The sequence below is a fragment of the Corallococcus sp. AB030 genome (assembly GCF_003668965.1).
Taxonomy (GTDB): Bacteria; Myxococcota; Myxococcia; order Myxococcales; family Myxococcaceae; genus Corallococcus; species Corallococcus exiguus.
Window position 1 is genome coordinate 1 of record NZ_RAWQ01000132.1, and the last position, 14,055, is coordinate 14,055.

A 14,055-nucleotide genomic window follows, 5' to 3' on the forward strand; every position below is an offset into this window, starting at 1 on the left:
CCGCCCCCCGCTCCCTCGCGGATCACGTCTTTTGGAGCGCAGCATTTTTGACACCCCAAAACGGCGTGTGCGATAACCCCCGGTCAAGCCTTTTCTCACCACCCACAAGGAGTGGCAGGCGATGTTCACGGGCGTGAAGGTCTTCTCCGCGACGAAGGCCAAGGAGCGGGAAGAGTTGGGTGAGAACGTCACCCGCTGGATCAAGAGCAACGCGGACCTGGAGATCGTGGACCGGGTCGTGTGCCAGTCCTCTGACAACGAGTTCCACTGCTACACGCTGGTGCTCTTCTACAAGCACGCGAAGCCGCCGGCCTGACCGCCGCGCGTCCCCTGGACTCTCCTCCCGGGCCCGTCCTCTTCCAGGCACTCACCTTTGTCGGTGCGTGCGGGGAGGCCGGGCCTTTCCGTTTCCGTATGTTATGGTCCGCGCCGTGGCGCGCTTCGGGGACGACAGCGGGGAGGAGGACCGGCAGCTACGCACGGACGCCCTGCCGGCGATGCGCTCGGCGCGGGTGCGGGTGCGGCTGTTGGTGCTGTCCGGCCCGGACGCGGGCCAGAGCTACCCGCTGGCGCCCGGGCGATACCGGGTGGGCGCGGACGCCAGCTCGGATGTGATCATCGCGGACCGGGCGGTGTCTCGCAGCCACCTGCTGCTGGACGTGCGCGAGGACAGCATCCAGGCGGTGGACGTGGGCTCGCGCAACGGCTCCTTCTGCGAGGGCATGCGCTTCACCACCCTGGAGGTGCGCCCCGGCGCGGTGCTCACGCTGGGCACCACGGAGCTGAAGCTCGTCCCGGAGGGAGAGAAGGCGCACACCCTGCCCCTCTCCAACCGTGAGCGCTTCGGCAACCTGGTGGGCCAGAGCCGCCGGATGCGCGAGGTCTTCACCCTGCTGGAGCGCGTGGCCCAGGGCGAGTCCGACGTGCTCATCCAGGGCGAGACGGGCACCGGCAAGGAGCTGTGCGCGGAAGGACTGCACCTGCATGGCGGGCGCTCCAAGGGGCCCTTCGTCATCGTGGACCTGGCGGGCGTGGCGCCGCAGTTGTTGGAGTCGGAGCTGTTCGGCCACGTGAAGGGCGCCTTCACCGGCGCGCAGGCGGACCGGGCGGGCGCCTTCGAGCGCGCGCACGGCGGCACCCTCTTCCTGGATGAAGTCGGAGAGCTCCCGCTGGAGGTGCAGCCCCGGCTGTTGCGCGCGCTGGAGCGCCGGCAGGTGAAGCGGGTGGGCGCCAATGACTACCGCTCGGTGAACGTGCGGGTGGTGGCGGCCACGCACCAGGACCTGGAGGGCGCGGTGAAGACGGGCCGCTTCCGCGGAGACCTGTTCCACCGGCTCGCGGTGCTGCGCGCGACGCTGCCGCCCCTGCGCGAGCGGCCGGAGGACATCCCGCTGCTCATCGACACCGTGCTGGAGCGGATGGGCAAGCCGCCCAGTGCCCTGTCGGACCAGACGCGCGCCCTGCTGGCCCAGTACCCGTGGCCGGGCAACGTGCGGGAGCTGCGCAACGTGGTGGACCGGGTGGTGAGCCTGGGCGAGTCCGCGCTACCGGAGCTGCCGGACACGCCGGTCGCGCGCCCTGCCCTGTCGCCGGACCTGGACCCGGAGGACACGCTGTCGCTGGCGCTGGAGCTGCCCTTCAAGGAAGCGAAGGAGCGCCTCATCGAAGGCTTCGAGCGCGACTACCTGCGCACGCTGGTCGAGCGGTGCGGCGGCAACGTCTCCAAGGCATCGCGAGAAGCGGGCATCGACCGCGTCTACCTGCGGAAGCTCCTGCGCAAGCACGGGCTGGTGTCCGGGCCGGACTGACGGCGGTCCCCTGCCCCCACCCGGAGTCACGGTCCCCGTGGGCCGGGTGACACTGGGGCGGGCCTCCCTGCCGGGGGTGGTTGTCGGAGCGGGTTTCCGCCCCATCTTGGGAGCACCAACGCACGAGAGGTGGGTGCCATGCGCCAGGGATGGGGGAGGTGGCTGTTCGTCGGGGGGCTCGTGCTGGGCGTCAGCGCGTGCCAGTCGCGGGACGGGGCTGTCTCGGAGAGTGGCATGGTGCCGCGGCTCGCGGTGTTCCAGGCCGGGGCGGCGGTTCCCACGGAGGAAGGCACCGGCGGGAGCGGAAGCGGAAGCTTGGGCTCGGTGGTGGCGGAGGACGTGCCGGACTTCTACGGCACGGTGACGATTTCGGGCGCGCGGGGCTTCACGGTGCGCGACGACGACGGCGTGGAGCGGCCGTTCGTGGTGGCGCCGTCCACGCGAATCCTGCGCGACGGAAAGCGCGTGGCCCGCACCCAGCTGTCCCCGGGTGTGCTGGTGCACACGACCTACGGCGAGCGGCTGGGGTCATGGGTGGCCACGGACGTGGAGATCTACTCCGGCACGCCGTCGCGGGACATGACTGCGACGGCGGCACCGGTGAAGCGCTGACGGGCGGGCGCTTGCGTCAGTAGACGGCGAGCGCCTGCGGCAGGTGGTAGCTGACGATGGTGAGCACGGGGATCTTCGGGCCCTCGTCCTCGTCGTCGGTGGTCATGCCGGAGGTGACGCGCAGGCCGTCGAAGCGCGCGAGGATGACGTAGTCGCGGCGGGTCTCCAGGAAGGGATCCGGCGCGGCGAGTCGACCCAGGGCTTCGCGGCCGGTCTCCTCGGAGAGGTTGTCGTAGGTGCGCTCGGAGGCGGACTGGGTGGTGCTCTCGCGGGTGAAGATGGAGCCGCCCACGCGGCCCTCGCCGGTGATCGCCGTCCGTCCGCCCAGGTCGCCGGAGGCCTGCGTCACGGTGTCGGTGTGGTAGGCGATGCCGACCTCGCGGCGGGAGGCCACGGACTGGAGGCCCTGCTCCACCAGCCACAGCGTGGGGCGCTCCCCTTCCGAGCGCTGGTCGGCCACCTGCGCGCGCAGGAGGACGTAGCGGCCGCGGTAGGTATCCGGCTGGGCGACGGCGGACGCGAGCGAGAAGATGGGCACCTTGCGCGCGTGGAGCAGGCGCAGCTCACCGTCCACGCTGCCGCCGCGCTGGGCCACGACGCGGGCGATGAGGTTGGCGGCATCCGGACGCACGCGCAGGTCTTCCGCCCACGCACTGCCCAGCACGGCGCCCAGCTGGGTGAAGCCGGGGGCCTCCGAGCACAGCTTCAGGGCCAGCCACGCGTCGTCGCGTGAAGTCGCCTGGAGCTTGCGGGCGGCGGTCTCGCACGAGGCGGGCGTGGAGTAGCGGGCCAGGAACGCGCGGGCGTCATGCGGCGACGTGGGCGGTTGCTCCGCGACGACGGAGCGCTTGGGCGCGGGGGGCGGCGTCCGCGGCGGAGGCGAGTCCGTGAGGGCGCGGTCCTCCAGCGCGACGTGGGAGTGCGAGGCACCGCAGCCGGTGGCGAGCGCACCCAGGAGGGTCAGCAATGGAAGACGGGGCATGGCGCGAGGCTCCTTGAAGTGCGATAGCACGGTGGACGCGCTACAGCGAGGCGGAGTCGGTGTGCTGCGAGTTCGCGCGCGACGGCGACTGGCGCGGAATGGACGCGGACGGGGGCAGCATCATGGAGCAGGCGTCGTGGCAGCGCTCGTCCATGCACGCGAGCGTGGTGGGCCCTGCCTGCTGCCGCGACACGGCCGCGTAGCAGCTCTCGCCGTTGCCGGGGCACTGGCTGCGCGCCGCGCACTCACAGCAGGTGGAGGCCACGGAGGCCATCAACTGCACATCCTGGAGCACGGAGGACAGCGCGCGGTAGCAGGCGCGAGCCGCGGGCGCGAAGCGGCCCTTGGAGTCCACCACCGGCGTATTGCCTTCGATGCCGCAGCGGCCCACGACGTCCGCGTACTTGCGCTCGCAGACAGCGACGAGCTTGGGGTCGGGCGAGCCGTCCCGCGCGTTGCTCACGGCCTCCGAGCAGAGGGCGCGAGATGCGTCCTTCAGCAGCTTGATGTTGGCGGACTCCACGTCCGAGTTCGCGTTCTTGGGAGGCGGCGCATCCGCCTCGAACACGCACTCCTTCCCCGCACGCAGCGTGTCGATGGTGCACGACCACGCGGTCGGAGACGCATCCACGAGCGGGGGCGCCCCCAGCGCTTCGGGAGGCAGGGAAGACGGCGCGGGGCCGGACGGCGCGGCGCCGAGGAAGAGCAGGGACAGGAGCATCGCCTTCATATGGGACGCAGCGTAGGACTTTGGCCCGCGCCGCTCAAACCGCTCCGCCGGGTGGGTGTTTGTCCACCATCATGTCCGTGGGTCCGGGCGGACCAGTCTCCTCCAGCATCGGAAGAGCCTTCGTCCGGTGAATGACGATGGGCGGCTCGATGAGCCGGGGCGGTGTCGCCCGCGTGTCCGTCGGGTCCGGAATCCACACCGGATCCTCGGGAGAACGTCCCCGCTTCCACCGTCGCGGCACCCGCCGGAAACCCACCGGGTACACCGTGAGCTGGCCGTCTTCGTCGAAGTGGAGCCGGAGGAAGTTCTTCCAGTCCGGAATCGACAGCGACGAGAACGCCTCGTTGGGGTGACAGGAGAACACGTTGAGCGACAGCAGCAGGTACACGCCCACCACCAATGGCCCCACCAGCGCGCCGCCGCCAAACAGCAGCAGCCCGCTGAGGAAGTCCCTCCGCAGGCTCCATTGAAGCTCCGCCGCCAGCGGCGCGGCGACGGCGGACACGCCCCAGGTGAGCAGCAGCGCCACCGCCAGGTGCACCAGTCCATGCACGATGCCGGCGGTCTTCTTCCAGAGCGGCCCCCGGCGACCATCCGCGAACGCGAACGTGCCCAGCACCACACCTGCCCCCAGCACCAACGAGCCCGTGCTCTGCACCCCCGCGTTGATGACCTCCCGGAATGACGGCGCCCCCACCGCGCCCTCGTTGAGGTTCGCGGCAATGCCCCAGCCCAGCAGCGTGTAGATGACACCCATGAACACGCCGAACCACGGGTTGATCGCGGTGAACAGCAGGTTGCGCCAGGCGAGCCACTGGGATGCCCGCTGCGGCGGGTAGCTCGCCTTCTGCACGAAGCCGCCTGGACTCTGATCCACCTTGGGCAGATGCGTGGGATGCAGGAACGCCCCTCCCCCACCCGCGATGATCTTCTGCCGCCCGTCCGCGTTCTCGTGCCGGCGGTAGTGGTGCAGGTCTCCCGCCAGGAAGACGCTCACCTTCTTGCCCAGCACCTTCTGCTCCAGGAAGTCGATGTTGTGGTCCAGGAAGCCACGCCCCGCGTGAGGCATCACCTGCTGCTTCACCCACGCAGGCTCCGCGTTGCAGAGGATGATCCGGTCCGTGCCGCGCATCTGTGCGGCCACCTTCTGGAAGAACTCCACCTGCGGCGCGTCCAGGTCGGACTCCAGCTGCATGTCCGTGCCCAGCAGCCACCAACCGTGCGGCAGCCTCAGCGCGAAGTAGCTGCGCTGCTGCTGCGTGCGCCAGCCATTGGAGCGCCGGCCCTGGCAGAACAGGCGCGTGAAGGACACCAGTCCGTCGTACCAATCATGGTTGCCGGGCACCGCGAACAGGTGCGGCCGGTGTCGCCGCTTGTTCAACGCGTCCTCGTACGGCACCACCGTGCGCGCCTGGTACTCGTCCACGCTCGCGGTCGGATAGACCTCGTCCCCTCCGAACACGAGCACGTCGCCGCCCCGCGTGACGTGCGTCTCGCCGGACTCGCCCGTGAGCGCCAGCTCCGGCGCCATCACCGCGGACGCCACCGCGTAGGTGGAGTCCCAGCCGTCGCCCAGGTCCGCCACGTAGTCCAGCCACAGCTCGTCGCGCGGATGACCGGTGTCGTCCACCGAGTAGTCGAAACAGAGCGGCTGCGGCCGGGATACGGCGTCCAGCAAACGCCGGTCCGCCTGTCGTCCGAACGTCCCAGACAGCAGTGCCTTCATCCCTGACTTCGCGAGCACGGTCGGGTCGAACCACGACACCATCTTCCGGCCCGGAGGCGTCTGTGGCTCGGGCGTGGGCTCGACGCGCTGGCCCGGAAGGCGGCTCACATCGGAGGCGCGGACGGCCATGGCCCCTCCTCCGTCGCCCGCCACGCACGTTCCCGAGTGCCCCTGCGGTGCGAATCAATGAGCGCATCCGCGAACCGGTCCGCGAGCGCGGCGATGGTGAGGCTCGGGTTGGGCCCGACGGGGCCCGGCATCATCGAGCCGTCGGCCACGTACAGCCCCGGGTGGCCAAAGGCCTCGCCCGTCGCATCCACCACGCCCTCCTCAGGCCCGCGTCCCATGGGACAACCGCCCAGCGGGTGCACGGTGATGACCCGGCTCAAGTAGCTGAGTGGGTTTTGCAGCAGCCTCCCCTCCAGCGTCCGAGCGATGTCCGCCATCGACTGGCGCACCTGCTGGAAGTACTCGCGCGAACCGCTCATCCGCCAGTCGATGGCCAGCATCCCGTCGTCCGTCAGCCGCATGTGGCCGGTGGGAAGGTCGCGCCCCATGCCCAGCAGCGGCAACGACGTCGCGGAGCCCAGGCAATCCCCCAGCAGCTCGGCGATCTCCTCGCTCACGTCGGAGTCGTGCGTGCGTCCCGTCCACCCACGAATCAGGCGCCACGCCAGCTTGAGGCCTCGCTCCACCAACGGCGCCTGATACGCGCCCTCGTAGAGCCAGTTGACGAACTCCGGGTAGCCCGCGTCCTCGATGTAATAGCCCCGGCCCGTGCCGCCCTCCTCCTGGCTCCGGAAGTGCAGCGCGCTGGTGATGACCGGCCCGTGCCCTCCCTCCAGGATGCGAGGCAGCTGCTTGCCGGTGCTCGAGTCGTGGCACTGGCGCATGAAGCCCAGCAGGTCTCCGTTGCCGCAGAAGCGCGTGCCCAGCCGTCCGCTCAGCCCGGGGAAGCTCCGCTGGTTCTTCAGGAGCAGGAACGGGGTGCCGAACGTGCCCGCCGCCAGCACCAGCCGGTCCGCCGTCACGGTGCTGCGCGGCAGCATGGACTGCGGGCCTTCGCGAGGCACGTCCTCCGGCGTGTCCGTGTGGTCCAGGTACCGCACCACGTAGCCTCCCCCTTCCGAGGGCCACAGCTCCGTCACCTCCGCGCGCGTGCGCAGCTCCGCCCCCGCGCGCTTCGCCGCGGACAGGTACGTGTAATCGAGCGTGTTCTTGCTGCCCGTGTTGCAGCCGATGTCGCACTCGCCGCAGAGGTGACAGGTGGTGCGCGTGCGGCCGTGGAGGTTGGGATGCTCCTCGCGGATGGGCTCGCCCGGGACGGGCACCTCGCCGGGGTTGCCGAACGTCACGGCCAGCGGCGGCAGTTGCCAGTCGCCCGCGCGGCCCAGGCGCTCGGCCGCGAGCTTCATGGCCAGCGTCTTCGCCGTGGAGGCGTACGGCGGATGCTCCAGCGGATAGCGCTGCACGTGCATCATCCGCTCCACGGCGTCGTAGTGCGTCTCCAGATCCGCGCGGGTGACGGGCCAGTTCTCGTAGCCTCCGTCAAGGAGGTCCTCGTGGATGAAGGTCTTCTCGTCCTTGCGCAGCAGCACGTTCGCGTAGATGAGCGACCCGCCTCCCAGCCCCGCGGACACCACGCCGCCCAGCCCCTGGAAGGACCAGAGGTTGAACAGGCCGTGCATGCCCTTGCGAGGGTCCCAGAAGTTGCGGCGCATGTCGTGCGGACTGCGCGCGAAGGAGCCCGGCGGATACGCCTTGCCCCGCTCCAGCACGCACACCCGCAGGCCTGCTTCCGCCAGCCGCCACGCCATCACCGAACCGCCGAAGCCCGAGCCCACGATGACGACGTCGAAGTGCTCAGCCTTCGTGGCCATGCGTGGCCTCCTCTGCGCGCTCGCGCACCGGTGCCTCCGGGGCGTAGAGGTCCCAGAGCGCGCCCAGGAACAGGTGGCCGAAGCGGGCCATCATGCCCGCGCCCTCCACGCCCCCGCGCGACGAGCGCATGCTGGCCACCAGGTGGAGCAACTCGCGCATGCCCAGCACCAGGACGCCCGCGCCCACCACCGGGCCGCGCGCGTCCACGCCCGCGTGCAGGTAGCTGTAGAGCCGCGTGGTGTCGCGCCAGAGGTCCGGGCCCGGGTCGTCACGCAGCGTCTTCGTGCCGTCCAGATAGTAGTCCTGGCCGTTCGCCTGGAAGCGCAGGCCGTAGGTCATGATCTTCGTGCGCGGATCATCCGTGCTGCGGAAGAGGTTGAAGCTCCCCTCGCGCACGGGCAGGTCCATGCCCAGCGGCTTGTATTGCACGTGCGCCACCAGCCGGGCCGCGTGGTCCGGGTCGCGGATGAACGCCTCCATGTCGTCGATGGTGATGGTGCAGTGCATGGTGAAGGGCGTGGAGCGCCCGTCGTGGGCGCCCGCCTCGGGGTCGGTGGTGCCCATCGCGAGCGGACCGGCCATGGTCTCGCGGAAGGTCAAGTCATAGGCGGGTTCGGTCATCTGCGTGATCTCCGGGGTGAGGGGCAGGCCCTGGCCGTCCGCCACCGCCAGGTAGCGACAGGCGTCCGAGTAGCCCTGGTCGATGAGGGTCGAGGCCGTGACGTGGCCCGCGTAGAAGTCCGGGTCCAGGGGCAGCGGGTGCTCGGGCCTGATGAGGTGCACGGTGATGGGCCGCACGTGTCCCGGCACGTGCTCGCCCGCGAGGATGCGCGCGTTGAGCTCGCGCACCTGCTCCAGCTGGGCGAAGAGCGCGCCGTTCGCGCTCAGTTCAATCATGTGGACGTACTGGCGGAAGAAGCCGTCGGCGTAGGTGGACGTGTTGCCGATGCACCAGACAATCCACACCTCGTCCGCGCCCCGGTGCACGGCCTCCATCACGTTGGCGTCCTGGATCCACACCGAGTCCAGGTACAGGTGGCTGTCCTTCACCACCGGGGGCATGAAGAGCGGCAGCGAGATGCCGGCCACCAGCAGGTCGAGGTCCACGTCCGTGTGCGGGATGGCCTCGTTCGTCTTCCGGGCGAAGTCACACACGTTGAAGGTGCCGGAACGCTCGCGGTTCGCGCGGATGGCGTCCACATCCACGCCCAGGTGCGGGAAGACGCGCTGGACGATGCCGTCCGCGTCCCCCGGCGCGGTGAGCTTCCAGGGCCGCGCGTATTCGTCCAGCGGCATCAGCGACACGAAGTCCTTCACGTCCAGCGTCCGCCACCGCTCACACATCTCCGCGGGGGACTGGCCGGACAGCCACATCGCCAGGGTGATGATGCCGCCGGACGTGCCGTCCGCGTGGGTGAAGGACAGCCGCGCGTCCGTCAGCGCGCGCAGCACGCCCGCCTGCCACGCGACGCGCATGCCGCCTCCCGCGAGCACCAACGAACGCCGGGGAGCCTCCGCCGGGGACACCTGGATGGCTATGCCCTCGTCGAACGTGCGCTGGAGCCGCCGCGAAGGCACGCCATTCCGGGTCGCATCCGCGACACGCAGCGCGCTGACGGAGGGGCTGGTGGCCTCCGGAGCCGCTACTTCTGTCTGCGGCCTGAGCACGGTGATGATCTGCTCGCGCTGGCGCAGCGACGCGTAGAACCCCAGCACCAGCACCGCGGACAGCGCGTCGACCGCAGCCACCCCCAGCGCCAGGGGCGACAGCAGGTCGCGCGCCACGCCCGCCGCCACCATCCCGCAGGCCCCCACCTTCTGGAGGCCGGTCCACAGGAAGGCGGCGGGGTTCGCGCGAGGCTCGTGCAGGCCGTGCAGGAGCAGGCCGCCGAACAGCACCATGAACATGCCCACGATGCGGAAGAAGTGCGCGGGCGCGGCGGACGCATCCGCGTGCAACAGCCGTAGCTCCAGCCCCGGCAGGAACATCTGCGCCGCGCCGGTCGCGACGGTGATCCACCCGATGGCCGCGAGCGCCCAGCGCCAGGGGCGGCCGCGGACGCGGGCCTGGCGCTCCAGCCATCGCGACGCGGCCGGGCTCATGCGTGGGCCTCCCGGCGCGAAGGCACGGACACCCCCAGGCGCCAGCGCTCTCCCGCCGGATGCTCCGCGCGCAGCACCCGGTGCACGAAGTAGCCCAGCGTGAGCAGCCACTGCACCGTCCACAGCCCCACGCGGATGCGGTTCATCCGCATCCACGCGCCCAGCACCTCCGTCAGCCGTTCAGGCGACGTGATGCCGGCGGCCATCTCGTCGTTGTACGGGAAGATGTAGATGCGCGTGAGCAGCGTGGCCACCACCACCGCGACGAGCACGCCCAGCGGGTACCAGCGAAGGGCCGTCTTGCGCTCGCGCCACGCCAGCACTCCGGCGGACAGCAGCATCACCACCGTCATCCAGGTGAAGAACCGCGTGGCCGCCTGCACCTGCGGCACGAACTGCAGGTAGTAGTTGTCCACCGTGAGCTGGGGCGCGATGGGGAACGTGAAGAGGATCAGCGACCAGCCCGTGCCCAGGCACATGGACGTGCACAGGAACAGCAGGCACGCATTCCCCAGATCCAGGCGGCCGCCGCGCTTCATGGCCGCGTTTCCTCGGGCAGGGGCGCCACGGCCTGGAGCACCCTCGGCGGCGCTCCGTCCGACTCCGGGTCCGGCATGGGCGTCTGGTCCTGGCCCAGGTCCACCACGCTTTCGAGCCCCTCCGGATACGTGTCCGGAGGCAGCGTGGGCTGGGTGAGGAACCACGCCTCGAAGTGGTCATCCAGCACGCCGCTAGACGATGGGAAGAACCCGGTGAGGAACGGGCGCGGGGAGATGCTCAAATCCCGCAGCACCTGCACGCGCGGATGGTCCCCCACCTCCAGCGTCCCCCACGCGCGCTTCCCCACCCGGAAGCCGAAGCGGCCCCGGAAGTAGATGGTGGACTTCATCAGCATCCCCCGGAAGGCGCAGTAGTTCACCGCCGCCATCCGCAGCGGAAGCCACGCGAGCTTCGGGCGCTCGATGCGCACGCGCACCGCCTGCTGGCCGCCCTCCTCGTAGCGGCTGCTCACGGAGCCGTTTTCCACCCGGAAGTCCAACCGGGCCAGGTGCTTGGGCATGCCCCAGATGCCCTTGCCGCCCTTCACGGAGACCTCCGTATTCACCGGCAGGTCCACCACGTACTGCCCCACGCCGAAGCGCTTCTGGAACAGCAGGGGCAGGAGCGGAGGCGAGGGCCTGCGTCCATGCGTGCACGCGAGCGCGATGCTGAACTCGATGTACGCGCCAATGTCCGTCCGCTTGTAGTCGATGACGGAGACGAGCAGCACGCCGCGGTCGCGCGACAGGCGCAGCGGGTGCAGTTCATTGCCGGGCAGCAGGGCCGCGGCGCGGCGAGCGTCCACGGTGAAGGCGGCCACCATCGCCGGTGCCCCCTTCGAGTCCACCGGCAGCGCGTACGGGATGTCGTCCACCCGCGAATAGCGGCCGTACTGGGTCTGGATGCGTCGAGGCAGGAACATGGCTTTGCCTTTCGTCAGTGGAGCGCGGAGCGATCCAGCTCGGAGAGGATGAGGGGGAAGACATCCTGGGACGCGCGCTTGCCCATGAAGACGTCCAGGTGGCCGTAGCCCGGCAGGAGGTGCAGCGCGTGCCGGCCCGGGTGGAAGTGCTCCAGATGTTCGAAGCTGCGGCGTTGGCTCTCCGCGAGGAAGCAGCGGTTCTCCTCGCCCGCGAAGAAGACGAAGCGCGCGTCCGTCTGGGGCTCGCGCACGCCCAGGTCCTCCGGCAGCGCGCGGAAGCCCTCCACGGGCACCAGGTGGCCGGCGCGCACGCACTGGTACATCTGCTTGAAGAAGCTGAAGGGCACCGGACCGAACTCGTGCTGGAGCCAGTCGTGCGTCTGGGCGTTGAGGTTCTCGTGGCGCCACAGCACCGGGAAGCCCGTGCCGTAGGTGAAGCTCGTCCAGCGGCAGACCAGGTTCTCGCACTCGTGATGCGTGGCCTGCACCACGCGCGTCAGCATCCGGGCCGTGCGCGTGGGGCCGCCGTAGGCCCACTGCGGATCCAGGAAGGGCGTCAACCGCGCGACCAGCGGCACGGCGTAGTGGAGCTTCACCTTCGCGGTCGCGGGCACCACCGGGTGCAGTGACACCGCGTTGGTGATGATGAGATCCACCTCTGGAAGGAGCCCCGCCACCGCGGCCATGGTGAAGCTGGTGGAGCCCTGGCAGTGGATGACGGCCTTGATCTTGTCCGCGCCCGTCTTCTCCCGCACGGTACGGATGGCGGGCGGGTGGTCCAGGACGGCGGCCTGATCCAACGTCCACTCGCCCGGCTCCACGTCCATGCTGGCGCGCCAGTTCTCCAGCCACACGTCGTAGCCGTCTTCAATCAGCGCATCGACCAAGGTCTGACGCACCGGCGCGCGGAAGATGTTCCCGCGCACGCCGGCTCCGTGCACCAGCACCACCGGCCCCTTGTCCGCCTTCTCGACACCGCGCAGGTGAACCAGGTGCAGCGCGCGGCCGTCACCCGCGAGGAAGGGAATGATCTCCTCGGTGTAGCGCGGCTCATGGATTGTTTCCGCGGACATGACGGCATCCCCCCACTCCGCAAACGTTGGGCGGTGCGCGGAGGCCGACAACCGGCGTGCAACCCCACCCGGGGCGCCGCTCGCTGCGCCAGACCGGGACCACGGGCAACGGCGCGGCGCCTCCCTGTCACGCCGCCCGTGTCAGCCCTTGGGGTGCTATGCGTGGGGCATGAACGCGGACTCAGGCTGGAGCGACTACGAGGGCGGCGCGACGCTCGGCGGCATGGGCAGCCAGGGCGGCACCATCGTGCGGGACGAGGGCTTCCGCGGCCTCCTGCGCCTGACCTATGAGTCGGATGACTCGCGGTCCTTCCATGTCGTCACCTGCGGCATCTCCGGTTGGTTGTTGCATCCGCGCTTCTTCGACAACGCGGCGGAGGCGCTCCACGCTTTCGACTCCATGAAGCCCGCGCTGGAGGAACTGGGTACGACGCTCCCCGAAGGCGGTCCCCGCTCCACGGCGGACGGACGGGCAACAGGTCCACTGCTCGCCGCCTTCCGCGTGCGCTTTTCCTGAGTCGCGGACCTTCCGCGCAAGGATTGCTTAAGGTTCTCCCGAGATAACCCGGTTCGCCATCCGGTCAGCCCCGGGCGGCCCCGAGGGCGGCACTCTCGCCGCCCCTGGCTCCCGAGCTCCCGGAGGAACCCCGGATGAAGAGCGAATCCCCTCAGGACCTTTCCCCCAAGGTCGTCACGCGCCGGAGCATCTTGCGCGGCATTGGCCTGTCGCTGGCCGCGGTTCCCGTGGCGAAGCTGCTCGTCGCCTGCGGAGGCGACGACACGACGGGCGACGACACGAACACCGGAGCCGACGCGGGCACGGGCACCGACGCGGGAGTGGTGGACCCGGGCTTCTGGGCCACGGGCGGCACCGCGGCGATGACGGCCGCCGCCGCGTATCCGGCTCCGTTCGCGTCCGGCCTGGGCACGGTGTGCAACCTCGCTTGCGAAGCCACGCTGGGGCCCTGCTACGCGACCACGGTGGACCGCAAGGACATCAGCGAGGGCCATGAAGGCCTGCCGGTGCGCCTGGCCTTCCTCGTCGTGGACGAGTCCTGCAAGCCCATCCCGGGTGCCACGGTGGACATCTGGCACGCGGGCCCGGAAGGCCTCTACTCCGGCGAGGACGCAAGCGACTTCTGCACGTCCGGAGACGCGACGGCCCGCGCGGCGCGGTGGTTCCGCGGGGTGCGGACCACGGACGCCAACGGGCGCGTGGACTTCGACACGTGCTTCCCCGGTTGGTACAGCAGCCGCACCATCCACATCCACTTCACGGTGCGGGTGAACGGCCAGGAGTTCGTCACGTCGCAGCTGTTCTTCGACGACTCGACGAGCGACGACATCGTCAACAGCCAGCCGCTCTACAACACGCGTGGCGAGCGCGACACGACCAACCAGAACGACACGGTGGTCTCAGGAGACGCGGTGGGCGACTACCTCTTCGCCACGCAGCGCATGTCGGACGGCGCGATGCTGGCGTCCAAGACGCTGGTCGTCCGCTCCTCGCTGAATACCGCGTCCTGCGCCATGCCGGGCGGCAGCGGCGGCGGTGGTGGGCCCGGCGGTCCTCCTCCAGGCGGCGACGGTGGCATGGGTCCCCCGCCTGGCTGGGATGGCGGCATGGGGCCTCCCCCGGGCTTCGACGGTGGCATGCCCTGAAATAGGGTGAGCCGGG

At 70.3% G+C, this 14,055-nt stretch carries 13 protein-coding genes; 5 read left to right on the forward strand and 8 right to left on the reverse strand.

Annotated features, from left to right (window positions below):
* Positions 1–121 precede the first annotated feature (121 nt).
* The 3 genes from D7Y15_RS27380 (at position 122) to D7Y15_RS27390 (ending at position 2,420) form a co-directional block, all read left to right on the forward strand.
* Positions 122–316, forward strand: a complete 195-nt coding sequence (locus D7Y15_RS27380) for a hypothetical protein (RefSeq protein ID WP_014397120.1) — start codon at positions 122–124, stop codon at positions 314–316.
* Positions 317–419: 103 nt separating this feature from the next.
* The gene (locus D7Y15_RS27385) at positions 420–1,808 is read left to right on the forward strand and encodes a sigma 54-interacting transcriptional regulator (RefSeq protein WP_121754417.1); all 1,389 of its coding nucleotides are present in this window, start codon (positions 420–422) and stop codon (positions 1,806–1,808) included.
* 138 nt (positions 1,809–1,946) lie between these two features.
* On the forward strand, positions 1,947–2,420 hold the full coding sequence (locus tag D7Y15_RS27390; protein WP_126935545.1) for a hypothetical protein: 474 nt from the start codon (positions 1,947–1,949) through the stop codon (positions 2,418–2,420).
* Between the two features lie 16 nt (positions 2,421–2,436).
* Here D7Y15_RS27390 and D7Y15_RS27395 read toward each other — a convergent pair whose 3' ends face one another.
* The 8 genes from D7Y15_RS27395 to D7Y15_RS27430 are packed head-to-tail and all read right to left on the reverse strand — an operon-like array spanning position 2,437 to position 12,377.
* The gene (locus D7Y15_RS27395) at positions 2,437–3,402 is read right to left on the reverse strand and encodes a hypothetical protein (RefSeq protein ID WP_120576214.1); all 966 of its coding nucleotides are present in this window, start codon (positions 3,400–3,402) and stop codon (positions 2,437–2,439) included.
* Positions 3,403–3,442: 40 nt separating this feature from the next.
* On the reverse strand, positions 3,443–4,132 hold the full coding sequence (locus D7Y15_RS27400; RefSeq protein WP_120576215.1) for a hypothetical protein: 690 nt from the start codon (positions 4,130–4,132) through the stop codon (positions 3,443–3,445).
* A 34-nt stretch (positions 4,133–4,166) separates the two neighbouring features.
* On the reverse strand, positions 4,167–5,987 hold the full coding sequence (locus D7Y15_RS27405; protein WP_121754433.1) for a metallophosphoesterase: 1,821 nt from the start codon (positions 5,985–5,987) through the stop codon (positions 4,167–4,169).
* Positions 5,963–7,738, reverse strand: a complete 1,776-nt coding sequence (locus D7Y15_RS27410; RefSeq protein ID WP_121754419.1) for a GMC oxidoreductase — start codon at positions 7,736–7,738, stop codon at positions 5,963–5,965. Before D7Y15_RS27410 ends, D7Y15_RS27405 begins: the two co-directional genes overlap by 25 nt.
* Positions 7,722–9,842, reverse strand: coding sequence for a patatin-like phospholipase family protein (locus D7Y15_RS27415; RefSeq protein WP_121754420.1), 2,121 nt, complete (start codon positions 9,840–9,842; stop codon positions 7,722–7,724). Before D7Y15_RS27415 ends, D7Y15_RS27410 begins: the two co-directional genes overlap by 17 nt.
* Entirely contained in the window at positions 9,839–10,381 is a 543-nt protein-coding gene (locus tag D7Y15_RS27420; protein WP_121754421.1) for a hypothetical protein, read from the reverse strand. Before D7Y15_RS27420 ends, D7Y15_RS27415 begins: the two co-directional genes overlap by 4 nt.
* Positions 10,378–11,304 carry an acetoacetate decarboxylase family protein gene (locus D7Y15_RS27425; protein ID WP_121754422.1) on the reverse strand — a complete coding sequence of 309 codons (927 nt, stop codon included), beginning with the start codon at positions 11,302–11,304 and terminating at the stop codon, positions 10,378–10,380. Before D7Y15_RS27425 ends, D7Y15_RS27420 begins: the two co-directional genes overlap by 4 nt.
* 14 nt (positions 11,305–11,318) lie before the next feature.
* Positions 11,319–12,377, reverse strand: coding sequence for an alpha/beta fold hydrolase (locus D7Y15_RS27430; RefSeq protein ID WP_121754423.1), 1,059 nt, complete (start codon positions 12,375–12,377; stop codon positions 11,319–11,321).
* Between the two features lie 169 nt (positions 12,378–12,546).
* Here D7Y15_RS27430 and D7Y15_RS27435 point away from each other — a divergent pair, with 169 nt between their 5' ends.
* Together D7Y15_RS27435 and D7Y15_RS27440 are read left to right on the forward strand one after the other, a co-directional pair.
* A complete protein-coding gene (locus tag D7Y15_RS27435; RefSeq protein WP_121754424.1) occupies positions 12,547–12,894 on the forward strand; it encodes a hypothetical protein in 348 nt (115 codons plus the stop codon).
* 134 nt (positions 12,895–13,028) lie between these two features.
* Positions 13,029–14,039 carry a protocatechuate 3,4-dioxygenase gene (locus tag D7Y15_RS27440; protein ID WP_121754425.1) on the forward strand — a complete coding sequence of 337 codons (1,011 nt, stop codon included), beginning with the start codon at positions 13,029–13,031 and terminating at the stop codon, positions 14,037–14,039.
* Positions 14,040–14,055: the final 16 nt, after the last annotated feature.

What these genes read in the sequence shown, in the direction of transcription:
- D7Y15_RS27380 (WP_014397120.1), top strand. Translation starts at nt 122, where the DNA reads ATGTTCACGGGCGTGAAGGTCTTCTCCGCGACGAAGGCCAAGGAGCGG.
- D7Y15_RS27385 (WP_121754417.1), top strand. Translation starts at nt 420, where the DNA reads ATGGTCCGCGCCGTGGCGCGCTTCGGGGACGACAGCGGGGAGGAGGAC.
- D7Y15_RS27390 (WP_126935545.1), top strand. Translation starts at nt 1,947, where the DNA reads ATGCGCCAGGGATGGGGGAGGTGGCTGTTCGTCGGGGGGCTCGTGCTG.
- D7Y15_RS27395 (WP_120576214.1), bottom strand. Translation starts at nt 3,402, where the DNA reads ATGCCCCGTCTTCCATTGCTGACCCTCCTGGGTGCGCTCGCCACCGGC.
- D7Y15_RS27400 (WP_120576215.1), bottom strand. Translation starts at nt 4,132, where the DNA reads ATGAAGGCGATGCTCCTGTCCCTGCTCTTCCTCGGCGCCGCGCCGTCC.
- D7Y15_RS27405 (WP_121754433.1), bottom strand. Translation starts at nt 5,987, where the DNA reads ATGGCCGTCCGCGCCTCCGATGTGAGCCGCCTTCCGGGCCAGCGCGTC.
- D7Y15_RS27410 (WP_121754419.1), bottom strand. Translation starts at nt 7,738, where the DNA reads ATGGCCACGAAGGCTGAGCACTTCGACGTCGTCATCGTGGGCTCGGGC.
- D7Y15_RS27415 (WP_121754420.1), bottom strand. Translation starts at nt 9,842, where the DNA reads ATGAGCCCGGCCGCGTCGCGATGGCTGGAGCGCCAGGCCCGCGTCCGC.
- D7Y15_RS27420 (WP_121754421.1), bottom strand. Translation starts at nt 10,381, where the DNA reads ATGAAGCGCGGCGGCCGCCTGGATCTGGGGAATGCGTGCCTGCTGTTC.
- D7Y15_RS27425 (WP_121754422.1), bottom strand. Translation starts at nt 11,304, where the DNA reads ATGTTCCTGCCTCGACGCATCCAGACCCAGTACGGCCGCTATTCGCGG.
- D7Y15_RS27430 (WP_121754423.1), bottom strand. Translation starts at nt 12,377, where the DNA reads ATGTCCGCGGAAACAATCCATGAGCCGCGCTACACCGAGGAGATCATT.
- D7Y15_RS27435 (WP_121754424.1), top strand. Translation starts at nt 12,547, where the DNA reads ATGAACGCGGACTCAGGCTGGAGCGACTACGAGGGCGGCGCGACGCTC.
- D7Y15_RS27440 (WP_121754425.1), top strand. Translation starts at nt 13,029, where the DNA reads ATGAAGAGCGAATCCCCTCAGGACCTTTCCCCCAAGGTCGTCACGCGC.